This window comes from Oribacterium parvum ACB1 (assembly GCF_000238055.2).
Lineage (GTDB): Bacteria > Bacillota > Clostridia > Lachnospirales > Lachnospiraceae > Oribacterium > Oribacterium parvum.
In genome coordinates this window covers 1,229,260-1,254,813 of the sequence record NZ_KE148312.1, presented here as the reverse complement: position 1 = coordinate 1,254,813, position 25,554 = coordinate 1,229,260, and the positions used below count along the sequence as shown (strand labels likewise).

Sequence of the window (25,554 nt, the reverse complement as noted above, 5' to 3'; positions counted from 1 at the left end):
AATTCCAATCCGCCTTTTTACTCCACTGTAGATAGGAACGCCTCCACATCCTCTTTTGTTTCCAAGGAAACGACTCTATAGTCTTCGATTCCCAGTTCCTTCGCAACTTTTTTAAGAAAGCCCGATACCGTCTTTCCCGGTCCAATCTCGATGAAGTCACGAGCACCAAGTTCCAATACACGCTTAAGGCTTTCTTCCATTCTTACGGGCTTTGCCACCTGTTCCTTTAAAAGTTCCGGAATCGAAGGGTCCCCTTCTTTTCTTTCTCTTCCCAGCACATTGTGAAGCACCTTGCATTTCGGCTCCTGCCACTTGATTTTTTGAAAATATTCTGCAAGAGCCTCTCCCGCACTATCCATATAAGGCGTATGGAAGGGGCCGGAAACCTTTAAGGGAATCGCTTTTTTCGCACCGGATTCCAATGCGAGCTTTGACGCACGCTCTACAGCAGTCTTTTCTCCCCCGATAACAATCTGTCCGGGGCAGTTCAGGTTACAAAGATAAACCTCTCCGCCGGCAGAAAGCACGATTTTCTCCAATTCTTCTTCGGAAAGCCCAAGAATAGCCGCCATAGAGGACTCTACTCCTTTTGAGGCTTCTTCCATCTTATTTCCGCGAAAAGCCACAAGCTCTACAGCGGTTTTTGCGGAAAATACGCCTGCTGCTTCCAACGCGGAATACTCTCCGAGAGACAGGCCCAGGCAGTAGTCCGGATGAATTCCTTTTTCCCTAAGTAAGGCCGTCATTCCCGTCGCAAAGGCAACAAGTGCCGGCTGGGTGAAGCGCGTTTCATTCAGCTTCTCCTCCGGGTCAAAGAAAGAAAGCTCCTTCACATCAAAATCCAGTGCCGCCTCATCATAGGCCTTTCGAAATGCAGGGAAGGCCTCATATAAATCCTTTCCCATCCCCTTTATCTGCGCGCCCTGTCCGGCGTATAAGAATGCCCGTTTGCTCATCACTTCCCCTTTCCGATATTTGAGTATGCCCGGATTATGCCAATCAGACCTACCCTATGCTTCTCACATCCTCTTACTTAGTTTAGGCTTCTATATCCTCTGCCATAATTCTTGCCTTTTCCTCACAATCTTCCCTATACTTCTCTCTTATCATGTTACTTTGATTTTTGATTATTTCTTTAGTTGCGGTGCCCTACACCTCTCTGAAAAAGCGTGTGAAGACGCCGGTACTTGCAGAAAACGAGCGCACGCGAAGTTTGATGCTTAGTATCCGCTCTATCGAGGTCGAGCGAGAGCGCCTTTTGAAGAGAGGCGTAGGGAACCGCAACGAAGGTGCAAAAATCAATCTATGATTCCGGAGCATATATCGGCTAAAATCTCGGCAACCGGTCGGATTTCCCCCACCTGTCCGCAGGTCTGTCCTGCCATAAGGGAGCCGGTTTTTGTATCTCCTTCAAAGACCGCTCTTCTTAAGGAACCCAAGGTGAACTTTTCGAGTTCCATCTTCTCCGCTCCGGCCTTCTCCTGTCGGAGGTATTCTCTACTCATCTGATTCTTTAAGATTCGAACCGGTACTCCGGCGATTCTTCCGGTAACCACGGTGTCTGAACCTCTTGCCTTTAAAATCGCATCCTTATAATTCTCATGAATAGGACACTCCTCCGCCGCAAGAAGCGCGGTTCCGATTTGCGCACCGGCAGCCCCCAGTGCAAAAACCGCCTTTAGCTGCCTCTTATCCGCAACGCCTCCCGCTGCGATGACAGGGATATTCACACTGTCTACCGTCTGCGGCACCAGGCACATCGTTGTCATTTCCCCGACATGACCTCCGGACTCACATCCCTCCGCAATCACGGCATCCGCTCCCTGCTTCTCCAGTCTTTCCGCAAGGATCGGCGCAGCTACAACCGGAATGACTTTACAGCCCGCTGTCTTCAGCGCTTCCATGTAGATACCGGGATTTCCCGCACCTGTAGTGACTACAGGTACTTTCTCCTCTATACAGATTTGCACCATCTTCTCCGTTTCCGGATTCATGAGCATCAGGTTCACGCCAAAGGGCTTCTCCGTTCTTTCCCGTAAAATTCGGATTTCCTTTCTCAGTCCCTCCGCCTCGCGAATTCCTCCGGTACCAATGAGTCCCAGTGCTCCCGCTTCGGAGCAAGCTGCAGCAAAGCTTCCCGTTGCAATATTTGCCATTCCTCCCTGGATAATCGGATAACGAATCCCCAGCATCTCGTCTAATCGCATTTTTAGCCCTTCCTCAACATTCTTCGTACTTCGATATCTGCTATTTCTTTACTTCTTCCGTTCTTTACTTATTCTATTCTTTACTTATTCTATTCTTTACTTATTCTATTCTTTACTTATTCTATTCTTTGATACTTCTGCTCTTTGGTTCTTCTGCTCTTTGTCACTTCTTCTCCTCTTTGTCACTTCTTCTCCTTCGTTTTTCTCTTTCAACAAAGTATGCAGAAGAACCCATTCTCTATTTCTTTCATGAAATCGATTATCTCTTGCCTTCCCCGTAAACAATCTCCACGGCACCGAAGGTCAGCCCCGCGCCGAAGCCGATGAGGAGGAGCTTCTCCCCTTCTTTCAAGAGTCCCTGCTCTTCCATATCTTTTAAGGCAAATGGAATGGAAGCCCCCGATGTATTGCCGTAGAGCTCCATATCTTCAAAAAACTGTTCGGGCTTCGCTTTCAGGTGACGAACGACGTTTCGAATAATGCGGGAATTGGCCTGGTGACACACTACATGGTCTATCCCTTCCAAGCGTTCTCCCGTTTTTTTCAAAATCCCCTCTATACACCTTGGGATAATGTCTATCGCAAAGAGGAAAACCGATTTCCCGTCCATCATAAGGTGGTCTATCTTCTCATGCTTTCCTTCCGTTGCTCCCTGCCCGAGTATCTCCGGATTCTCCGTCCCGTCCTCATAAAAGCCGTCAAAGGCTCCGGTATATAAAGACGGAGACACGATGGAAAAATCCCCGCGGGAACCTAAAAAGGAAGCATAGTCCGTATTGCTTTCCTCTACCACAGCCGCTCCGGCTCCATCTCCGAAGAGTACGGAGGTGGTTCTGTCTTCCATTTTCAAAAGACGGGAAAGTTGCTCCGTTCCGACTACCAAAGCTCTTTTCTTTTCCAAGGACGCAAGAAGTCCTCTTGCTACTTCCAAGCCGTAGACAAAGCCGCTGCATGCCGCATTAATATCCAGTGCAATGCAGTCTTCTTCCGCAGAAAGCTCTTTTGCTAAAATGGCCGCCATACTCGGGGCAGTGAAATCCGGTGACATGGACGCCACAAGGATTACCCCTAAATCCGAAGCGGAGATACCGGAAGATTCCAGTGCATCTTTTCCGGCCTTTATGGCAAGCGTTGCCGCACTTTCTTCTTTCTCGCAGAAGCGCCGCTCATGAATTCCTGTCCTGCTGAAAATCCACTCATCGCTGGTCTCCATGATTTTGGCCAAATCATCATTATGGACACGCTTTCCGGGAAGTGCCGAGCCCAGTCCGATTATTTTTAATCCCTGCATCTTTCCTCATTTCTTTTGTTTTATCTTGTCTTCGCCTAAGCTTTTACAGGAAGAGAATGGAAGCACATCGGCTTACCACTCCTCTATTTCGCTTTGGCAGTTCATTCCTGAATTATGCTGTTAGATGTTTCTGTATTTCCTAAGTCTATCCTTACGAATCTCCTCCGGGCTCATTCCCTCATAGGAAGAAAGGACTTTCTCCAGTGCTTTTTCCAATTCCAAAAACAAAGCCTCCGGATCTTCTTGAGCACCGCCCGGGACTTCCGGCACGATAGCATCGCAAATACCGGCTTCCTTTAAGTCCTCCGCGGTAAGTTTCATCACCTTTGCCGCCTCTCCCGCTTTCGAGCTGTCTTTCCAAAGAATGGTCGCAAAGCCCTCCGGGCTTAATACGGAGTAAATGGCATTTTCCAGCATAAGAATCTTATTTGCGACGCCGATGGCCAGTGCCCCTCCGGAGTTTCCTTCTCCGCTGATAATACTGATAATTGGAACATGAAGAGAACTCATAAAAGCAAGATTCCTTGCAATCGCTTCACCCTGTCCGTGCTCCTCCGCTTCCAGTCCGGGATAAGCTCCCGGCGTATCAATGAAGGTGATAATCGGACGATGAAACTTTTCCGCCTGTTCCATCAGTCTCTTTGCTTTACGATAACCTTCCGGGCAGGGCATGCCGAAGTTGCAGGCGATATTTTCCTCCATGCCCTTCCCTTTTTTATGACCGAGCACTGTCACCGGCTTTCCGTGAAAACGGGCAATCCCTCCGTAAATAGAGCGGTCTTCATCATAGAGGTGGTCTCCCTTTTGCTCAAAAAAATCCGTAAAGATATGGGAAATAAAATCCTCAATATGCGGTCTTTTGGGATGACGGGCAAGGAAAACCTTCTCCCCCGGCTCCAACGCTTTCTTTTCCGCTAATTCCTGACTCATATTCTTCCTTTCCGCTTCCGGCAAAAACCTCACGCTTTGCGAACAAAATCCTTTAAAAGACTAAACAATACCGTCTGTTTCTACTCCTGATGAAGAGAAAGAATCTGCATTAAACTCTCTCTCATATTTTTTCGTTCCACAATAGCATCAATAAAACCATGTTTTTCCAAGTACTCCGCCTTTTGGAACCCCTTCGGAAGCTTACGATTGATGGTTTGCTCAATGACGCGCGGTCCCGCAAAGCCGATGAGTGCTCCCGGCTCCGCCAAGGTAATATCTCCTAAAGTGGCAAAGCTCGCCGTAACCCCTCCTGTCGTAGGATGGGTTAAAACGCTGATAAAGAGTCCGCCGTGCTCGGAAAACAATTCCACTGCCGCAGAGGTTTTCGCCATCTGCATAAGGCTGAAGATTCCCTCCTGCATCCTTGCTCCACCGGATGCCGAAAAAATAATAAGAGGACAACGAAGTCTATCCGCTTCTTCAATTCCCCTTGTAATTTTCTCGCCGACCGCTTGAGACATGGACCCCATTAAAAAACGGTTGTCCATGACCAAAGCTACCACAGGAATGCCTCCGATTTTTCCTTTGGAAGAAACTACTGCTTCTTTTAAACCGGTCTTTTTTTCCAGTTCCTTTACCTTCTCTTTATAGTCCGGAAAATCCAAGGGATCCCTTACTGCAATATCCTTATCCAATTCCTGAAAAGTTCCCGAATCATAAAGCTTTTCCAAACGGTAATAAGCGCCAACCGCCGCATAGCTTCCGCAGTTAGGACATACGAAAAGATGCTCCTCCCAGCGAGCGCGAAGCGCCCTTCTTCCACACTTTTTACAGGCAATAAAGGCAGAAGGGATTTTTATCGGCGCTGTACTGCCCACTCTATCGGAAAGTGCTTTTTGCTTTAAATCCCTGTCCTTCACCATATCTACCAAGGTTTTAATCGGTGACTGCATACTCCCTCCTGAACTGTTCTTCAACATGAAATCCGGCTATTCATAAAAGTTTCTTGCCTGGCCGCTTAGCCCTTTATACTGTTTACATAATCGAGAATGTCCTTTACGGTATGCAGCTTTCCGATTTCTCCGTCCGGAATGGTCTCAGACAGCTCATCCTCTAAAGCCATGTGGAGTTCCACCAAGGAAAGGGAATCAATTTCCAAGTCCTTCTCCATGTCCGCATCTAAAGTAACCTTCTCCTCATCACAAGCCAAAGTGTCTACAATAATCTCTTTTAATCTCTCGAATTCCATTTGTTCTCCTTTCACAATATTCCGGATGATTTAGGGAGTAACGAATAACCGATTATTCTTTCCTATACTTCGGTCAGCAGTGTTCTCTCTTCCGGAAAAGATAAAATATATTTAACTATTTAGCAGATATACTATAATGGTCTATATAATTAAAATCAATGAAATATTTTTTTAAGATATGTAGTTTCAAAAACGCCCTAAGCAGTTTCAAAAACTACTTAAGGCGTTTTAATGAATAAATAAAATATTTGATATTTTTATTTTATTTAATATTTTATCCCATTTCATGTTTCCGGTTTATTCAATTCTTCAAGTTGATCTAGTTCTTTTAATTTATTTAATTCTTTTAGTTTATGTAATTCTTTTAGTGGATTGAATAATAAGTTCCGGAAATAGAGTAAAGTAACCCGACATTTCATCGGGCTTGTCGCAAAGTTCTAACGTAATACCCTTCTTTTTTTTCTCTGTCTTTCCTCTTCTCTCGCTATCTGAATATGTTTTATTTGCAATAGAATGAAAAAAAGCAGAATGGCAGCCGCCGAAAAGGAGACCCACGGATTTTTTATAAACCCTGCCATAATATAGGCAAAAAAGGATACCAAGGCTACCAAAATGGCATAAGGAAGCTGCGTACTAACATGGTTCAAATGCACGCACTGCGCTCCCGCTGAAGACATAATCGTCGTATCGGAAATAGGAGAACAGTGATCTCCGCAAACCGCTCCCGCCATACAGGAAGCAATAGAAATAATCATCATGTTGTAATCCGATTTATCAAAAACCCCCACCACGATAGGAATCAAGATACCGAATGTTCCCCATGAAGTTCCTGTTGCAAAAGAGAGCCCTACGGCGATAAGAAATACAAAGCTCGGAAGGAAAGAAAGCATAGTGTCCGCTCTTCCTTCCACCAGTTCAGAAACAAACTCCTTTGCGCCAAGGCTGTCTGTCATAGCTTTTAAGCTCCAAGCAAAGGTAAGAATCAGGATTGCAGGTACCATTTGCCTAAAGCCCTCGGGCAGGCAGTTCATCGCTTCTTGAAAAGAAATGGCTTTTTTTGATAAATAATAGATGAGGCTGATTACAAGTGCCATAAAAGAACCGAGCACCAAACCGGTAGGTGCATCGGAATGGGAAAAAGCAGTGATAAAATCAGCCCCCGCAAAGAAGCCGCCGGAGTAAATCAAGCCGATAATACAGGATAGAATAAGTAAAAAAATGGGAACAAGCATATCCGGAATGCTTCCTGTTTTCCCTTTATTCCCTTTATCCTCTTCCCCTTCTCCGTAAGGTCTTTCCGCAGTTGTAAATAAATCTCCTTTTTCCTCCGCATTCCTTTCGTGAACCCACATCGAAGCAAAATCCACCTTCAATATAATAAGGAAGAGCATCATACAAATAGAAAGCAAAGCGTAAAAATTATAGGGAATGGTCTCTAAAAAAATCTTCATCCCATCCTCCCCTTCCACAAAACCCGAAACAGCTGCGGCCCAGGAGGAAATGGGAGCAATGATACATATAGGCGCTGCCGTGGTATCAATAATATAAGCAAGCTTCGCTCTGCTGATTCTGTGTTTGTCCGTTACAGGCCGCATGACCGAGCCTAGGGTAAGACAGTTAAAATAGTCGTCAATAAAGATGAGACAGCCTAGCGCCACTGTAGCAAGCATGGCTCCGCTTCTTGTCTCAATCACGCCCTTGGTCCATTCTCCAAAGGCTCGAGAGCCTCCCGTCTTATTGATTAACTGTACCATCATTCCCAGAATCACAAGAAAACAAATGATTCCCACATTGGCGGAGGTACTGAGCACAGGAATAATGCTGTCCATAAAAATATGCCGGATACTTCCCTCAAAACTGAATCCGCTAAAGAGCAGTCCTCCTGAGAGAATGCCTATAAAAAGGGAGCTGTACACTTCCTTCGTACCGAGCGCAAGCACAATCGCTATCAGCGGAGGAAGCAAAGACCAAAAACTTTCCTGCACCGTATCCTCTGTCGTTGTAAAATAGGCCACCACAAGGAAAAGAAGCACCGCTCCCACGGAAATTAAAGAAATGATTTTCTTTCGTTCTTCCTTCATAATGCCCTTTCCACCTGAGTAAAGCGAATTTTCACTCTCTTTAAAAAGGTGATGCCGTTCTTTCCTGCATCACCTTAAAAAATCTAGAAACCGAAGTTTTCATACAAGGAGTGTGTAGACAATATCTCCTCGATTACCATCATGATTTCTTCCATATCCTCTCCTTCGAAATAATCTCTTGCAGTACGGATACATTCCTGCTGCTCATTTAATCCCATACCCAGTTTCTGATAGGATTCAATAAATTCTCTGAGCTTTGCAAAAGCACCGCTTACAGAACGATTTCGATTGGATTTCAAAATTTTTTGTAAGGCTTTCAGATATTTTCCTTCCAGCATGACCTGAGCCGCATCGGCACGAATTTCACGCTCCCCCTTATCCGGAGGAGCAATATACCAAAATCCGTCCTTTGTCCATCCAAACTGAATGACCAGCTTTCCGGTCACATCCTTATAATATTGAAAGCCTTTCGACTCCTCATAGACCAAGAAACCGTCATCCGCCTGCCTGAACAGATTCAAAAGTAAAAATCTGTCTAAAACAGGAACCCGAATCAGCCCGATGTCCTCTCCTTCACAAAAACCTCTTTGCCGTGCATGCTCAATAATGGCTCTCGCACTGCTCTCCGAAATACGATAGCAGGCATCTTCAAAAGCCAGGTCCTCTATTGTTTTCTGAATGAATTCAGGACTCTTTCCCCGTTTTGTTCCCAGTTCCCACATCGCTTTAGCATGGCCCACCGCCTGGGCATCAATCATACATTCACGAATATTGCAACTGTGGTGCCCCAATAAGGAGGCCTTCATCACTACGGAAGTAATGTCCTCATTCAGAAGTTCCAGACCATATTGCGGCTTTTCTCCACCGCTTATTCCCAGTCCGATAGAGGCGACGTTCGGGGTATAACGTAAACTCTCCTGAATCCGCGGATCATCCCAGCTGATTTCCTTTTTCTTCGGATTATCCAGCGGAATAAAGCGCACATTGCTCAAGGCCTTAAACTCCTGTTTCAAAATACGATACGCCGTATCCATGGCAAGAGAATCCACTGACGCATAAATATTTAAACGCGGGTTTTTTTCCATAAAGGAGCGAAACATCCCCACATTTTCCCGTGCCTCACCGGAAGACAATTCTCTGCTTAATTTATTCATATCAATCGGAATCGTAGGACGTCTTCTCATGTAAATAAAAAGTTCGTATTTACTTCTTGGAATTCGAATACACTCTCTTCCCGTTAGATAAGCATTGGCAATATCGAGCTTTACGGATGTCATCATATCCACAAGCTCTTTTCTGGCATCCGCATTTTGAGGATAAGGACAGCTCATAAGGCTTCGTATCTCCTCATTCCTCTCATTTCGCTGAACCAAACGAATCAGTCCTTCTTCCTTTTCCTGTACGATATCCAAGCTTTCTCCGATGCTCACGGTTGTAATTTTTTCCCCTGTTACGCCAAGAACACGTACCGGCTTTAAAATCATCTCCTCTTCACTCAGAGGACTGCCCTCTTCGGATTCTCCGAAAATAATATCCATTAGCGACATAAGCTCTCCCTCTCTCATACACTAATTCACAAGAGACTTCGCTTCACTCAGCCATATCTCTCTTTTCTAAATCATTGCACGCGAACAAAAAACATCCCTGCAATTGTTTATCGGCTGTCTGCAGGTCTTGGATAAGCGCGGAAAGGCATTTTCGGAAAAAGAACAACACTTTGTTAAAAATATGTTATACTACCTCCGAGTTGACAGGGTGCGCCCCTGAAAGAGCAGAGTCTATGGTTTATAAGGAGAAACGCTATGGTAACCAATGATAAGGGTTTTATCCCCCTGAAACACAGGGTAATTGAAGGTCTTGCAAGACTTGCATGGGAAAACAACGTTAATCAAGAGAGTACAGAAAAGCTGATTCGGGAGATTTCTCCGGGACCGAAGGCAATCTTCCGCTGCTGTGTATATAAGGAAAGAGAAATACTGCGTAGAAGAGTGCGTCTGGCCTGCAATGAAAATGCGAATCCGCACAGGCAGTCAAACAATGTTATTCAGGTTATCGACCCGGCTTGTGAAGAGTGTCCCATTTCTTCCTACTCCGTAACGGACAACTGCCGTCTGTGTCTCGGCAAAGCCTGCCAGAACAGCTGTCATTTCGGCGCAATCACCATGACCGACCAGCGTGCACACATTGATCCAATGAAATGTAAAGAGTGCGGGCTCTGTGCCTCGGCCTGTCCCTACAGTGCTATTGCGCAGCTCACCCGTCCCTGTAAAAAGGCCTGTCCGGTCAATGCCATTACCTATGATGAGAACGGACTTTGTGTTATCGATGATGAGCGCTGTATCCGCTGCGGACAGTGTGTACACTCCTGCCCCTTCGGTGCCATTTCCACAAAAACCTATATTCTGAATGTTATTGAAGCAATTCAGACCGGAAAAGAAGTCTTTGCGATGTGTGCTCCGGCAACGGAAGGGCAATTCGGAAAAGACATTTCCATGGGCTCTATCCGAACCGCTTTAAAGAAGCTGGGATTTACCGATATGGTGGAAGTAGGACTGGGCGGAGACATGACGGCAGCTTACGAGGCTCTTGAGTGGTCGGAAGCAAGAAAAGAAGGAAAGAAGATGACTACCTCCTGCTGCCCGGCATTTATCCACCTTTTAAAGAGACATTTTCCGGATCAGTATCATGAAAATATGTCCCAAACTATTTCTCCCATGGCAGCCGTTTCCCGCTACTTAAAAGCGACTCATCCGGGTTGTATCACCGTCTTTATCGGACCCTGCATGGCAAAGAAGTCGGAGTCACAAGAGATGGGAATCGAAGGAAATGCGGATTATGTACTCTCCTTCGGAGAATTTACTTCCTTGTTACGTTCCAAAGACATCAGCATGGAGCCGGAAGTAAAGGCATATCAGGAAGCCTCCCTCTGGGGTAAGGGCTTTGCAAGCTCCGGCGGTGTTGCCAATGCCGTTATGGAATGCATGCGGGAAAGAGGCGAAGATACCACCAATATTAAGCTTCGTGCCTGCTCCGGCGGGAAAGCCTGTGTCACTGCACTTTCCCTTTTAAAGGTCGGCAAGCTTCCGGAGGATTTTATCGAAGGCATGGCTTGCGAAGGCGGCTGTGTGGGTGGACCTTCCAGACATAAGGCGGAGAGTGAGATTAAGAAGGCTAGAGAAAGCCTGATGGAAGAAGCGGATACCAGAAAGGTATTGGACAATCTGAAGAACTATCCCATGGATCAGTTCAGCATGATGAGGGAGAACACGATGTCTCAGGCTTCGCCTGCGCCACTTGTTAAGAATTAAAAAACGGACTGTAGAAAGTTCTTTTCTGCAGTGTAGGTCTAAATCCGGGGCACGCTCTCGCTAACTTCGCCTTGACTGAGCAGTGGTTTTTTGTTAACCACTGCTCACTTTGCTTTGCAAAGCAACTTCTGAAAGAAGTTGGTCTGCGTACAGGGGGTACTTTTCTAAAGAAAAGGTACCCCCTTAGCAGTACTAAGCTTCAAGCGTCGCTTACGCTCGCTTTCAGCAAGTGCTGACGGGCTCAGATTACCCCGAATTCAGACCTACAACTGCACGAAAAACCAAAACTCTTTCTACAGTCCTAATTTATTGCTATCCATCAGGCAAAGAGGGAAGATGCGGAATAGACGAAGGAAAGGATTCCGCCTAAGAGCTTCCCGTGTATGCTCTGTAATACCTCCCGTTCTTCTTTTCTTCTCCGATTGTCCTTCATCTGCTTACGTGTCTCCGAAGAGGGATGTCTTCGGTAGTATAAGAGCGGTTTTTTGACATAAAGAAACCTGCCTTCCGCTTTTGCCAGTCGGAGAAAGGCCCGCCAGTCTGTTACAAATTTACTCTTATTGTCAAAAAGAAATTCCGGGGTTTTGTCCATCACATAGGTACAGCTTGGGCAGGGTATGGGATTTCCGAAGGAAAGCGGTAAGAGTTTATAGGGTAGCTCATTTGTCTTTTTCGTTAAGCAGTAGGGCAGGCGAAGCAATCTTTTGATTTTTTCGGAAACATTCGGGATTTTTTCTCCTTCGGCATTGATATCCTCTGCCTGGGTAAAAATCAGGCTTCCGTCCGGGAAGCTCCGGTACGCATGGCAGACTGCAAAGCTATAGTCCTCATGGTAGCAGTCATCCTGATGCGCAATCGTCACAAGTTTCCCTCTCTTCCTGCCGATCTCCAAAGCAAAATTCCAGTCCTTTGCCAAGGAAGGCTCTTTTCTTCGAATATAGAGGGGCAGATGGTATTTCTTGGCAAGCTCCTGTAAAAAGGAACTTTCCGTGGAAGTGCAGAGGTAGATGGGCGACTTTTTTTTCTGCGCAAGTAAAGACCGGAGCATCGTTTCCAGATAAGGGGACTTTCCGTAGCAAGGCACTACAAAAACATGCTCTACCCGCTCATCCCTTCTATCCTTCTCTTTCCGCTCTTTCGATGAAACGGAAAGAAAGCCTCGTTTTACTTTATTCCAAAGCTTCCCGCCCTTTTCCAATTTCCTCTTTTTCCACAGCTCTTTTTCCATTGTTCTCTGCTTTCTGATCTGAGATTAAGAATTTTCTTGCTAACTGCTTTCTGCTATTTTAAACGAACAAGCCCCTATTTCTTGGTTCTTTGGTTCTTTTGTTCTTTTGTTCTTTCTTTTTTTATTCTTTGTTCCCTATTCTAAACTCAGAATTCCCTTCTTCACCGCTTCTTCATAGCGAAAAACTGCCTGATTATAATCCAAACGGGCATTTTCATACGCATTCTCAGAAGAAAGGGCATCCAGCTCCATGCCTTCCGCATCAACTCTGCTAATAAGTCCCTGCGCCTCCATCCGAGCGGCTCGATCCTTCTTTAATTGAGAAAGAGACGCGTTTGTTTCCGCCATCTTTAAGGCAAGAGCCTTTTCCTCCACCGTTGCCCATAAAGCCTCCACAGCACTGCGAATCTCTTCCGACTTTTCTCTTTCCTTTTGTTTCTTCTCCGTCCAGCCGGTAATGTTCTTCTCTTTTTCCCGAAGAATCTCACCATATTCACTGTTTCTTGCCAAAACAGCTTGATAGTCCGTCTCCTGATTCCTTCCGTTTAAGTACTCTCTCGGAAAATCCGGAATGCTTTCTATCGTTATATTCTGATAGGTATTCATGTGCCAGCCCAGACTTAAGCCGATGTTTCTCTTCATCGTGTCCATTCCGTCTCTTAGCTTATTAAGATCCGCCTCAGCCGATTTTAAGGAAAGCTCCGCCGCGGCAACATCATTTCCGGTCGCCTTGCCAAGACTCTGCTCTTTTCTTATTTTATCCAGACTTCTTTGCATAAGACTTACCCGTTTTTCCAGCATCTTACGAGTATTTTCCGTCTGTGCATAGCTGAAAAGAAGATTCTGCATCGCATCGGAGAGCAGAGCCTTTCCGGTCAGAAACTGAGAACGAATAGACTTTTCCGTCTTCTTTTCCGCTTTCGTCATCTCCTTATCCGTCTTTGCAAGCTCCGTTAAAGCATAATTTGCCTCGACCAAGCTGCTGTCCAGTCCGGGAAGAATCTTCTTACTGTTCTTGACCTTCTCCAGCTTTGCAATCTCTTTTCCGAGTGCTTCCTTTACAGTCTTATCTTCTGTATTGTCCCTTTGATCCTTCAGGAGGGAAATATTGTCGGAAAGAGCATCTACAATATCCGCCTTCTGCTCCTTTACAGCAGATTTTACCCCCTCCATTCCCTTCGTGCTTTGGGAAATCAGATCCTTTTCCATCTCCGCTATACTGCTGTAGTGATTCACCAGCTCCGGAACCTCAAAAAAAGAAATGCTGTTGTCTTCCAGATTCCAAGCATTTGCATCGCCGCTTACAGTATTGTTTGTACCGCTCTCTACATTATTATTGGCATTCTCCGCAAAAGAGGGAAAAGCGGAGAGAGAAAGCAGAGAGAAGGAACAAAGTGCTATCAAAGCCTTCTTCTCTATTCCATTCTTCCACTTTGATTCAGCCTTATACGCACACTTTTCATTTCCGCTCATTGTATTTTTATTCATCTTTTTTCCACTCATTTTATTTATACGCATTGTATTTATACGCATTGTGTTTATACGCATTGTGTTTATACGCATTGTGTTTATACGCATTGTGTTTATACGCATTGTGTTTATACGCATTTTTTACTAATTGTGTTTATGCTCAGTGTATTTATGCTGATTGTATTCGAGCTTATTTTATACACACTTGTCTCATCTATACAATTCTTTACTAGGGTCTTCTTCCTATAATGCTCTACTCCGCAGTGGCAAGTCCGCTCACTCCTGCACGATAATCAAGATATTCTTCCGTAAGCTTTAAATCTGCCTGCTTCTTCTGTAAGCCGGCAATGGTATAGGCGTTTTTCGCCTTATTTCTTGCTTTTACGCTGATTGTTCCAAGCTGCAAGCTTCGCTCCGCCTTTTCATAGCTTTTTCTCGTATTTTCCTCCTGTAAAACAGCCTGTGCCTGCGCGTCCAGTGCCTGCTTTAAGCTCTGATAGCGGGAAAGCAGATCCGACTGAATCTTTTCCTTCTGATTCTCTATTCTTTTGGATAAGTTCTCTCTATTGGCTTCCCCCTCGGAAAGATTCAACTTTCTTTCGTTGATTTGCAGACTCAAATTATTGTCTACAGCCTTCTTCGTGTCTTCCGAAAGGGAAATCTGTTCAACACTTTCTTTTGCCGTCTCCGGAATCGTCGGGAAAACGGGCTCGGCATTTGCTTTCCAGCCAAGACTCACTTGCAAAAGCTCCGAAGTCTTCTTCACGGTACTGTCATCACTCATTAACTGAATTTCTGCCTGATCCGCTGCAGCCTTTGCCGTTAAAACATCGATTTCCGTAGCCTGTCCGACAGCCTTCTTTCTCTCGGCGGTTTCCTTGTCACTCCGTGCATCTTCCAGATTTAAGGCATCAATCTGTCTTTGTAAGATGCCGTTCTCTCTACTGATAAAGGACTTCTTAATCGTTTCTATCGTATTCTTTTCCGTCTGTTCTATGGAAAGCTTCGCAAGCTCCCTATCGCTGTTTTGTGCCACTGCATCGGCAGAAAAGGTATTGCTGTCACTCTGATACTGTAACTCTGCCAAGGCTTCCTGAACCGCATTTCCATTTGCAGCAAGAAGCGCTTTCTCATAGGCATCTTCTACCGCAGAGCGCGCCGACTCCACATCAATATTGTAAGAACCTCTACGGTCACTGTCACGAAAATTAATCCAAAGAGAAGAAACCGTAGGATTGTACTCATGCACCAAAGCATCGATTTCCTCCCAGGAAATCGTATTATCCCGAAGACTTGCCCATTCCTCCGCAGTTTTCTCCCTCTCATAGGAAGTCTGCATCGGTGCCGTATCCACATTCTCCGAAAAACCGTAACGTCCTGCCGCAAAGGAAGGGGTAAACGCCATACTCGCAACAATGCAGGAAATCGGTAAAATCAGACCCTTTTTCTTCATTTTATCCTCCAAAAACCAAGATACATTCATTCACTAAACAGAATTGCTTCTTAATTCAACTAAAGTGTCTCTCGTATCTAAACTCTTTACCTGAAAGGAAACTCCACTCTGTCGCCCTCTACTATAGCATACAGTTTCATCTTACTTTTTACATTTCTATAGCAATACTGTGAAGATTTGGTGTTTTCTTTCGCCCATACATTATCCTGTAATACACCGGAAGGAGGAGAAGCGCAAGCAGAGTGGACGCAGTCAGTCCTCCCACATCAACAAGAGCCAGTCCCTGCATAAGCTTTCCGTTTTCCCCGATAGCCATCGCCATCGGTACCATGGAAAGGACAGTCGTAAGAGTCGTCATGAGGATAGGACGGAGTCTTGTTGCTCCGGCTTCCACTATGGCTTTTTCAAGCGGCATTTCCTCTCGATATTGATTTACGGTATCCACATAGAGAATTCCGTTGTTTACTACCGTTCCGACCAGCATCAAAAAGCCGAGAAGGGAAGTCATGGAAATGGTCGCATCAAAGAGCCAGAGCAGTCCGAAAGAACCAATCATAGCGAAAGGCACTGTAGTCATAACCATGAAGCTGAAACGTAAGGACTCAAACTGTCCCGCCATCACAACAAAGACCAAAAAGACTGCAATGGCAATGGAACGGAAGAGGTCGGTAAACTCTTCTCTCATATTTTGTGTCCTTATGCTCTCGGATATCTGCAAATCCTCTCCAAGATACGAGTCCACGAGCTTATCCACTTCCTTCTTCGTATTTTTATCCGCCTTTTCCGTATAGTGTGCAGAGATGCTCACCTGGTATTTCTTATCTTCCCTAAGAATACTTGCCGGGGAATCCGTGAATTTGACAGTAGCGATACTGTCTAAGGAAACGATACCGCCACTTGGTGTGGAAAAACGAATATTCTTCAGCTTTTCCAGCGTATCGTAGCTATCCTTCGGATATTCCACCCGAACATCCGCCTTTTCTCCGTTTAAGTCCATTTTCATAACTGCTTTTCCGGCCAAAATCGTATTCAGGCTTTGTCCGACCACAACGGGGCTTAGCCCCTCTGCCGCAGCCTTTAAAGGATCGACCTCCACCTTTAAGAGCGGAGCGGCATTTTCCAAACTGGAATGAATTCCGGTAAGGCTATCCATTTTTTGCATTTCCGTAACAATAGCATTGCTCTTTTCTCGTAGAATATCTAAGTCTGATCCTTTTAAAGTGACCTCATAGCCCTCCGTTGTCTTGACATCCTCATCACTTGCCCCGAAATTGGCATCACTTACGGATTTTACCGAAATCACTTCATTCGGCCTTGTTTCCAGGAGCTTCTCCCAAGTCTTGGCCTTTTCTTTTGTAGACATGGAGCGTTTCTTCTTAAGATACGCCGTCACGGTACTCGTGCCGTTTGATCCGTACAAGGCGGAAAACCCTTCTCCCCCTCCGGAAATGGTGGTATAGCGTTCCACATCCGGATCCTTCGACACCATTTCCTCTATTTCCAAAATCGTCTTCTTCTTTTCTTCCGTATTTAAACCGGGCTTTTGGGTAATGGAAATCTGTACGGTTGCACTGTCAATCTCCGGCATCAGTTCAGACTGAATCTGCGTCGCAAGAAACAGAGACAAAAGAAGGATAAGGAAGGTGCCCAAAACCACCGGCTTCTTATGCCGTAAAAAGCGCCCAATCACTTCTCTGTAGGAATCCTGCAAACTCCGTACGGCTCGATAAGCCACTGCTTTCTCATTTTCCTTCGGTTTATAGAGAGTAAAGCAGAGCGGGACAATCGTAATTGCAGAAAGCAAAGATGCCAACATACAAAAGACAATCGTAAAGCCCAGCGGCTTAAAATACTGTCCCGAAATTCCCTTTAAAAAGCCGAGCGGGAGGAAAACCACACAGGTGGTGAGGGTGGAGCCGAAGACGGAAGCTCCTACAATCCGCACTGCGGAAATCGCCGCTTCCCTCCTCGACCTTCTTTCCTCCTGAACCTCGTCCATCGCACGGAAAGACGCCTCCAAAACAACGATGGAATTATCCACCATCATGCCCACACCCAGTACCAAAGCGGACAGAGTCAGCATATTCATGCTGTAGCCCATGGCATACATAAAGACAATGGCACCGAGAATCGCCATCGGAATGGAAGAGCCCACAATAAGAGACGCTTTCCAGTCTCCGAAGAAAAAGAAAATGATTGCCATGGAAATGACCACCGCCATAATCATGGTCTGAAAAACACTGGAAAGGGAGGATTTAATGCTGTCCGCATTGTCCTGAATAATATGGATAGAAAGATTCGGATTCCGCGCTTCCAAGTCCTTGATAACCGCTTTTACATCCTGACTCATCCCTATATCCGAGTCAGCCTGCGACTTCGTTAAACTCAGGCTGACGGTATTTTCCCCATTATATCGCCCGATGCTGTTCTCTTCTTCCAGCGCTGAACCCACAGTCGCAAGATCCCTTAAGTATAAAGTACTGCCGGTGCCCGTGGTAAGAGGCAGGTTCTTTAATTTCTCAATCGTGGAATAATCCTGCGATACGCTAAGGGACAGATTTTGCTTCCCGTAGTTTGTCTTTCCGGCAGGATAGGTAAAGTCGGAAGCTTTGATCATCTGGATAATATTTTCCATGGTCAAATGATACTGGGCAAGCTTCTCCTCCGACAGCTCCACGCGAACATACTCCGCCTGACCGCCGGACAAAGAAATGGACGCAACCGAAGAAAGCTTCTCCAGCTCAGGCTCTATCCTGTTCTCCACATAATTATGGAGATTTCCCTTCGTCTTATCCGAAACGGCAAGAACCATGCCGGGCTGTGCATTGATATCAAACTCTACATAAGAGGGATCCTCGGCATCCTCGGGGAGATTCGCCTTTAAAACATCCAGCTTCTTTTTTAAATTGTCATAGGCTTTATCCATGTTTGTGCCGTAACGGTAGCGAATGATGACCATGGAAAGATTTTCCATGGAACGGGATTGCACCTCCTGCACATTGGAAAGGAGAGAAACCTCTTCTTCAACCGGTTTGGAAATAAGCTCATCCACATCCTCGGGAGAAGCACCGGGATAAACGGTGGTAACAATCATGTAGGGAAAATTCATGTCCGGGAGCAATTCCATCTTCATGGTCGTAAAGGCAATAAAGCCAAAAAACACGAGTGAAAGCACCGCAAGGAAAGTCGAAACCGGGCGGCGCAGAACCAATTTCGTAATCGATATCATCCGCTTCTACCCCTTTTCTTCTTTTACAGACTCTTTTGTGCTTTCTGTTACAGACTCTTTTTGCACCGGCTCATCTTTTGTCTGCCCTGCTTTTCCGGATTCAGCCTGCAATCTCACCTTGGCTCCGTCATACATCTCATTATTCCAGGAGGAAACCACTTGATCATCCGGACTTAAACCGGAAAGAATCTCGACCTTCTCCTCTCCCATAAGCCCAAGCTCCAACTTTTTCTTGCGAAGAACCCCTTCCTCTCCCTCTGTCCTCTCAAAAATGTAAACAAAGGCCTCTTCATTTTCGTAATAAATCACATTAACAGGAAGGGTCTCCACATCGGAGCGACTGTCCTTTATGAGACTCAGCTTCACCTTGGAGCCCTCCGGAAAAGCTGTGTTTTCCACGCTCGCCTTAACCGGATAGAGTCCGGTCTGCGGAACAAGGACAGAAGAAATCTCCGTGATGGAACCGGTATGGCTCTCCTTTCCCTTTTCCACAACAACCCCCTGCCCAAGCTGCAGTTTTTTTACCAACTCTTCCGTAACGAAAAAGTTCAGCTGCTGTGCACCGGATCCCATAAGCGTGCCAAGCTGTGTTCCTTGCGGAACAAAGGCGCCCTGCACCAGAATGCTGTTTTGTAAAATGCCGTCTGCCGGCGCAGTGATCGATGCAAACTCAAGCTGTGTGTCATAATTCAGCTTAGCCGCCTTAACTTGTGCATCCATAGCCTTCGCCTGTGCATTCGCCGTTTCAAAATCCTGTACGGAAATATCGCCCGAATCCCTAAGTGCTGCCAGCCTGTCCCGGCTGTCCGACGCCACCTGCGCCTGTGCCCTCGCCTGCTCCAGACTGTACTTTGCCGCATCAATCTGCTTTTGGTTATCTAAAAGAGCAATCTTCTCCCCCTTTTTGACTTCCGCTCCATTTTCCTTATAAATCTCCAAAACCTCTCCGGAAATCTTACTGAGTAATACGAACTGCTCGTTTGCGGAAATCTCTCCGAGAAGCTCTTCTTTTACGGAAATATTCCCTTTTTCCATGGAAATGGTCGTGACAGTCGGCAGCGCTTTCGCTTCCACCTCTTCCTTTGGCTTTGTAAGACGTAAAAACACGAAAAACAGCAGTACGCCGATAATCAAAATACCGACAATATATTTTAGCTTTTTACCCATAGCTTATCCCTCTCTATCAGCAAGATATGTACAAATGGTAGCACGATTTAAACTGAATATCCATAAAGTCGGAATGCATTTTTCTTTTCTATTCTCTCGAATTTTTTCTCCTTTTCATAAATAGAGAAATCACACTATGGCGAATTGAAGAAGAATTATAAAAAATTATAATCTAATATCATTAAATCAATTTCTTCTATGATAATTTTTTTTATTCTACGATATTCTTTTCTTTATATTGAAATATTGAATCTATATGTTAAAGTAACTAATCGTAAATATATTTAATTTTTTGTTTTTGAGGAGAAGAAGAACATGAAAGCAAAGAGACAGATTTTGTCCCTCTTGCTTGCTCTTGTGATGGTTTGGCAGGGGTTTTCCTTTGCGAACGCAGAAGGCAGCAGCAACGGGACAGCGCTTTTAGCAAGCGAAAATACGTATGAGACAACGCTTTCGACCGGTGAAAGCACGGAAAAAACAGCGCTTTCGACAAGTGAAAATACGAACGAAGCGGAACTTTTCAGCACGGAATTGGAAGCCTATACCGCAAGCGACAGCACAGTCCCAATGGCAGCCGCATTAAGCACCTCTTTAGAAAGCACAGGCAAGCAAATTGAAGGTGCTATATACGACCCGGAGTTCTTGATAAACAATGATACCCCTTTGCAGAATGGCGGAAGCCTTTACAGCTATCAGAATCTGCAATTTAAAGCAAAGATTAAGGTGCGGGGCTTAAATATTAAAGAGAACGACTATATCTCCATCCAGCTTCCCAAGGAATTAAAGTCCACAGACACGAGCTTTAACATTTCGGGAACAGGCGGGAAAACTCTGGCTAAAGGAAGCTACAATGAGACGACCAAGGAAATCCTCATCACCTTCACTAAGGATGCCGAAAACTACAGCGGTACGGATGGAGAGGTATACTTTAATACGAGAATTGACCAAGAAAAGGTAGCGTCCACAACAAGTGCTCCGCTTAAGATGGAAATCAACGGACAAACGGTCATCAACTACAATATAGAGTATCAGATTGTAACAAAAGAAAATCCGAAAAGCTTTTATAAGGATCGCGACTATAAACTTTATCCGCTTGTAGACCAGGACGGGAATACCCATTACTTAATCCATTACACAATGACCCTGGATATGAGAAATATTAAAAAGGACTCCGGTGCTACAAGCTATGAAAATATTGTTTTTACCGACACACTGCAGAGTGATGCGCTGACTTACTTTGATGTAAAAAATCATTTTACAAAACTGAACTTGAATCAGGCTGATATTGATAAGTATGCTCCTGTTCTTAGAAAAGGAATCTGGCGTTCCGGAGCTTATCAGAATGGTGCTTGGAAGAATGCCCCTGATGACACCGATGCCAATCGAGGTAACAGTTGGAGCCTTCGAAATAGACAGAACCCTGATGATTATGCTCCGGCAGTAGCGGATAGCCCAAAATATTCCGCAGATGGAAGAAGTTTTAGCTATTCTTTAGGAACTCTTGCTCCTGATGACGGTTATGAACTTAGCTATTATGTTGAGATTAACGAAGCTTTTAAAAATGGCGATAAATTCAATAATTCAGCAGAGCTTACCGGTAAGGGAATTGTTCCCGCAGAAAAGCTTAGAGATTTTGTAGTCAGTGAAGCCGGCGGTTTCTTAAACGGACAAAATTTCAATATTCAGATTAAGAAAGTCGGAGATGACGGCAAAGCTCTGCAGGGAGCAAAGTTTACTTTAGTTAATCCTAAGACTAAATATACAAAGACCATTGTGACCGATGATAGCGGTATTGCAAAGTTGGAAAATGTTTTGAAAGCCGACTATGTCTTGACCGAGGTGGAAGCTCCGAAAGGCTACGAGAAGAATTCCACTCCCCGTACCATCAGCAAGAAGGATTTTGAGGATTCCATCGCAAACGGGTCTACTGTGGAAGTGGAAGTGCTGAATAAGAAAAAGGAAGTAAAGAAAAAGAGCACAAGCTTTTCCGTTGAAAAGATATGGGTTTTAGATCCGACTCTTGCAACCAACAAACCTGATAAGGTTACGGTTTTCGTTTTAAAGAACGGCGTTAAGGATGATAATCTTTCGGTAGAATTATCCGCAGCAAACGACTGGAAGGCATCCTTCTCCAATCTTCCGAAGGAAGGTGCTGACGGAGGGGAAATCGTGTACACCGTTTCCGAGGAAAACATAGCAGGATTTAATGCCGCTATCTCCGGTTCCGATGAGAACAAATTCACCATCACGAACTATAACGGAGGAAATGTTGTTATCCCGGTTACAAAGAAATGGAAAGGAAGCGGAGCACACCCTGATCACTTAAATGTTCAGCTTTTTGCCAACAATGAGAAGGTAGCTACTTATACCTTAAACGAGGGCAACGCTTGGCAGCATAGCTTTGATATGCCAAAGCTTGATGCAAATGGTAAAGAAATCCGTTACAAAGTTACCGAGGAAAATGTTTCCGGCTATACGGCAACAACACAGAACGATCCGGCTACCGGCTATGTGAACGTCTTTGTCAATACAAAAAACGACGTTCCTCCCACAAGTCCTAACGGCGGTGGAAACGGTGGCGGAGGAAATGGCGGTGGCGGAAATCCGCCGAAGCCGAGTCCCAATACACCCGGTACTCCTACAGAGCCCACTCCCGGAAATGTCTTGGGAAAGAATCGTGATCCCGAAAGCAATCCGGAAACAGTCGCTACTGTGCTTGGTGTAGACAAGACCGTCCCTTCCGTTTTGGGAGCAGGACGAGGAATTGTAAAAACGGAAGATGCTTCACGGATGCCGATCTACCTTTTATTCTTCGCTTTAACAGCTTGCGGCCTTACGGCAACGGTTCTTTATGAAAGAAAAAGAGCAAAGAGATAAAAGATAAATCTCCATTCCAAGTAATACTATATAAAAAACCGACAGAAACGGCATAAGCCGTGTACCGACCCCCAAAAGTTAGACCTAAAATTCTAACAATTGGAGGTCGGTTTTTTTTTGCAACTTCTCTTCTTCCCTATTCTGAACAAGTTTAAAGGTTTCAATTCTCTATTCAAAAAACTTTCTATCCAAAAAAAAAATTTATAGTTTTAAGGAATCTTTACGGCAGGAAGGATATTTTTTCACAAAATAGACAATTATTTTTTTATTAATGAAATTAATTGTACAAATAATACAATTATGAAGAAAAATTTCAATTTTTTATTTATATTTTATTAATATTTTGACTCAAGCACTTCCATATATTTATTTTAATCTCTTGAAATCTTTTTTCTATATGGTAAAGTGTGTTCGATAAGAATTTATTAATGTTTCATTAAGAAAGAATAAGGAGAAGAAGATTATGAAAGCAAAGAGACAGATTTTGTCCCTTTTGCTTGCACTTGTGATGGTTTGGCAGGGATTCTCCTTTGCCAATGCTGCAGGAAGCAATCAAGATGGGATAAACCTTGAAAACGAAGCAGTAGAAATCGCTTCCTCTACGGAGGAAAAGCGCGAGGAAGCTCCAAATGTAGAGCTCACTGAAAACGGTAGTAAGGAAGAAACAAACAGAGTTGCAGAAGAAGCGAATGAGGCTAATGACGAAGATGGCTTCGATGATTTAGCCATGCTTGAGGAGCTGAGCAAGAACTTCAGCGAAGAAGATTTGAATGCTTTAATCGCTGCATCAGCAACGGAAGTTGCCGGTGCACCTAAGGCAATCGATGGAGTTTTGTCCAATTACAAATTGACAGTTGATAATGCAGATGTACAAGACGGAACCACTATTACAAGCTACCAGAGTCTGCAATTTAAAGCGGACATCCATATTGATTCTTCAAAGAATGTAAAGAAAGACGATTACATTCTGATTAAACTTCCGGATGTTTTAAAGTCTGAAAGCAGTAAGTTCTCTATCCCCGGTAAGGATGATACAGGTAAGTCCATCACCTTGGCAGAGGGAATCTATGATGCGGGAAGTAAGGAGATTAAGATTACCTTTACTAAGGAAGTTGAAAACTATACCGCAACTTCCGGAAATGTATACTTTGCTGCAAGTATAGATAAATCCGTTCTCAAAGAATCGACAAAAAATGCCCCCTTACAGATTACCGTAAACAACAAAACGGAAATTAACCATACGGTAAACTATGAGGTAACGAACAGGGACAACCCGGTTAGTTTCTGGAAAGCCTCAGATAGAAAGATGTTCCTGGTCACCGACAAAAAAGGAATTACGCATTACTTAATTCAGTATAAGATTACTATTGATGAACGAAATGTAATAAGAGTAGCAGGAGCCGGTAATTTAAAAAATGTTAAATTGGTGGATCAATTAATCTCTCCTGAACTGAGTTACTTTGATCCAACTAAGAGCGATTTAACAGAAAGTGATATAAAAACCTATTCTCCCACAATGCAAAAGGGAAACTGGTATTCCGTAAACTGGGTAAACAATAAATGGGAAAATGCAACAACCGATGATGAGAACAGTCCGGATAGAGGAAGTTCATGGAAGCTTAGAAAGCCGGATAATCCCAATGAAGACGCTGAACCCAATCCTTGGAATCCGACATATGCAGAAGACGGAAAAAGTTTTACGTATACTATTGGAGATTTAAATCCAAGAGACGGCTATACCTTTGTTTACTACGCAGAAATTAATGATACGCCAAAGACAACAGCATACAACAATCAGGCAAAGCTTGTGGGGGACTCCAATATTAAGCACGACTTAAAAGTCAGAGATTCCTTCGTGAATATCGAGGGTGGTATTTTAAACGGATTAAACACTTATACCATTCAGATTAAAAAAACGGATGACAGCGTTCCCGGACAGCCTTTAAAAGATGCGGAATTCACCCTTAAGAAAAAGGGAAGTAGCTATACCAAAACTGCGAAAACGGATGATAATGGTATCATAAACTTCGATGGTCTTCTCTATGCAGACTATGAATTGGAGGAGACTAAAGCTCCGGATGGCTATGATATTTTGAATGCCGGTCCTATCTCTATTACTACAGATGATTTGACGAACCCCGATAATGTTAATAAAACCTTTGTTGTAAAAGTTACCAACAAAAAGAAGGAAGATCCACAGAAGGAAACCGTAGCTTTCTCCGTAGAAAAGCAATGGATTGTAGATGCGGCAAATCCCGCTACAATTCCGGCAACAATTGAAGTTTACCTTAAAAAGAACGGAGTAAAGGATCCTGATCAAAAGCTTGTATTATCCGCAACAAACAACTGGAAGGCATCCTTCTCCAATCTTCCAAAAGAAGATGCGCAGGGAAGAGCTATTAACTATGGTATTGAAGAAGTTACGGTAGAAGGTTTTACTGTAGGAATTGCAGGGGATGCAGCAAATGGATTCACTGTTACAAATTCACAGAAGCCTACCGTTCCCCCGACACCTCCGACACCGGCTACTCCTTCGGAGATTCCTCCGACACCTCCGACACCGGCCACTCCTTCGGAGATTCCTCCGACACCGACTACTCCGAGTACTCCTTCAGAGATTCCTCCGACTCCGACGACACCGAGCACTCCTTCGGAGATTCCTCCTGTAACTCCGGGCGGTGGCGGAAATAATCCGAGAACTCCGGGCGGCGGCGGAAACACACCGAATAATCCTGGTGGCGGTGGCAATACACCGAATCCTCCGACACCTCCTTCAGAGCATCCTGGAGAAGTTCTTGCCGCTGTTCGTACGCCGGAAGGAAATGTTCTCGGCGCAGAAAGACCTGCCGTTTTAGGCGTAGGTCGCGGTTATACCAAAACAGAGGATTCAAGAAACATCTGGATGAACCTTGCGCTCTTTGCTATGGCAGGCCTTGGCTTCTGCACAAGCCTCTTTGCAGGGAGAAAAAAGAGAAGCAGTAGATAAACAATGAAAGGGAAGGGCTTAAACGGCTCTTCCTTTTTTCATTGCAATTCCTTGTATTTTTTATTTTAAACCTTTTCA

At 44.7% G+C, this 25,554-nt stretch carries 16 protein-coding genes; 3 read left to right on the top strand and 13 right to left on the bottom strand.

The annotated features are described in order from the left end of the window. Positions 1-17: 17 nt before the first annotated feature. From fabD to HMPREF9625_RS05640, 8 genes are all read right to left on the bottom strand, one after another. Positions 18-956 carry an ACP S-malonyltransferase gene (gene fabD / locus HMPREF9625_RS05680; protein ID WP_009534871.1) on the bottom strand — a complete coding sequence of 313 codons (939 nt, stop codon included), beginning with the start codon at positions 954-956 and terminating at the stop codon, positions 18-20. Between the two features lie 342 nt (positions 957-1,298). Beyond that, the gene (locus HMPREF9625_RS05675) at positions 1,299-2,207 is read right to left on the bottom strand and encodes a nitronate monooxygenase (protein ID WP_009534872.1); all 909 of its coding nucleotides are present in this window, start codon (positions 2,205-2,207) and stop codon (positions 1,299-1,301) included. A 259-nt stretch (positions 2,208-2,466) separates the two neighbouring features. Continuing rightward, positions 2,467-3,498, bottom strand: a complete 1,032-nt coding sequence (locus HMPREF9625_RS05665) for a 3-oxoacyl-ACP synthase III family protein (RefSeq protein WP_009534873.1) — start codon at positions 3,496-3,498, stop codon at positions 2,467-2,469. A 120-nt stretch (positions 3,499-3,618) separates the two neighbouring features. Continuing rightward, positions 3,619-4,428 (bottom strand): acetyl-CoA carboxylase carboxyltransferase subunit alpha, encoded by an 810-nt coding sequence (locus HMPREF9625_RS05660; protein ID WP_009534874.1) that lies wholly within the window; start codon positions 4,426-4,428, stop codon positions 3,619-3,621. Between the two features lie 80 nt (positions 4,429-4,508). After that, positions 4,509-5,381 carry an acetyl-CoA carboxylase, carboxyltransferase subunit beta gene (accD, locus tag HMPREF9625_RS05655; protein ID WP_009534875.1) on the bottom strand — a complete coding sequence of 291 codons (873 nt, stop codon included), beginning with the start codon at positions 5,379-5,381 and terminating at the stop codon, positions 4,509-4,511. Positions 5,382-5,446: 65 nt separating this feature from the next. Continuing rightward, positions 5,447-5,677 carry an acyl carrier protein gene (locus tag HMPREF9625_RS05650; RefSeq protein ID WP_009534876.1) on the bottom strand — a complete coding sequence of 77 codons (231 nt, stop codon included), beginning with the start codon at positions 5,675-5,677 and terminating at the stop codon, positions 5,447-5,449. Positions 5,678-6,114: 437 nt separating this feature from the next. Beyond that, the gene (locus HMPREF9625_RS05645; RefSeq protein ID WP_009534877.1) at positions 6,115-7,758 is read right to left on the bottom strand and encodes a Na+/H+ antiporter NhaC family protein; all 1,644 of its coding nucleotides are present in this window, start codon (positions 7,756-7,758) and stop codon (positions 6,115-6,117) included. 83 nt (positions 7,759-7,841) lie between these two features. Then, the gene (locus HMPREF9625_RS05640) at positions 7,842-9,305 is read right to left on the bottom strand and encodes a hypothetical protein (protein WP_009534878.1); all 1,464 of its coding nucleotides are present in this window, start codon (positions 9,303-9,305) and stop codon (positions 7,842-7,844) included. Between the two features lie 255 nt (positions 9,306-9,560). Between HMPREF9625_RS05640 and HMPREF9625_RS05635 the strand changes: the two genes are divergently transcribed. Continuing rightward, positions 9,561-11,066, top strand: a complete 1,506-nt coding sequence (locus tag HMPREF9625_RS05635; RefSeq protein ID WP_009534879.1) for a 4Fe-4S dicluster domain-containing protein — start codon at positions 9,561-9,563, stop codon at positions 11,064-11,066. A gap of 319 nt (positions 11,067-11,385) precedes the next feature. On the opposite strand, the gene HMPREF9625_RS05630 is transcribed toward HMPREF9625_RS05635, so the two are convergent. The 5 genes from HMPREF9625_RS05630 to HMPREF9625_RS05610 form a co-directional block, all read right to left on the bottom strand. Next, positions 11,386-12,294 carry a glycosyltransferase family 2 protein gene (locus HMPREF9625_RS05630; RefSeq protein WP_009534880.1) on the bottom strand — a complete coding sequence of 303 codons (909 nt, stop codon included), beginning with the start codon at positions 12,292-12,294 and terminating at the stop codon, positions 11,386-11,388. 135 nt (positions 12,295-12,429) lie between these two features. Then, entirely contained in the window at positions 12,430-13,782 is a 1,353-nt protein-coding gene (locus HMPREF9625_RS05625) for a hypothetical protein (protein ID WP_009534881.1), read from the bottom strand. 235 nt (positions 13,783-14,017) lie between these two features. Next, entirely contained in the window at positions 14,018-15,217 is a 1,200-nt protein-coding gene (locus HMPREF9625_RS05620; protein ID WP_009534882.1) for a hypothetical protein, read from the bottom strand. Between the two features lie 148 nt (positions 15,218-15,365). After that, positions 15,366-18,446, bottom strand: coding sequence for an efflux RND transporter permease subunit (locus HMPREF9625_RS05615; RefSeq protein ID WP_009534883.1), 3,081 nt, complete (start codon positions 18,444-18,446; stop codon positions 15,366-15,368). 6 nt (positions 18,447-18,452) lie between these two features. After that, positions 18,453-19,613, bottom strand: coding sequence for an efflux RND transporter periplasmic adaptor subunit (locus HMPREF9625_RS05610; RefSeq protein WP_009534884.1), 1,161 nt, complete (start codon positions 19,611-19,613; stop codon positions 18,453-18,455). Positions 19,614-19,928: 315 nt separating this feature from the next. Here HMPREF9625_RS05610 and HMPREF9625_RS05605 point away from each other — a divergent pair, with 315 nt between their 5' ends. Together HMPREF9625_RS05605 and HMPREF9625_RS05600 are read left to right on the top strand one after the other, a co-directional pair. After that, positions 19,929-22,490, top strand: coding sequence for a Cna B-type domain-containing protein (locus HMPREF9625_RS05605; RefSeq protein ID WP_009534885.1), 2,562 nt, complete (start codon positions 19,929-19,931; stop codon positions 22,488-22,490). Positions 22,491-22,953: 463 nt separating this feature from the next. After that, the gene (locus tag HMPREF9625_RS05600) at positions 22,954-25,476 is read left to right on the top strand and encodes an Ig-like domain-containing protein (protein ID WP_009534886.1); all 2,523 of its coding nucleotides are present in this window, start codon (positions 22,954-22,956) and stop codon (positions 25,474-25,476) included. The last annotated feature ends 78 nt before the right edge of the window (positions 25,477-25,554 follow it).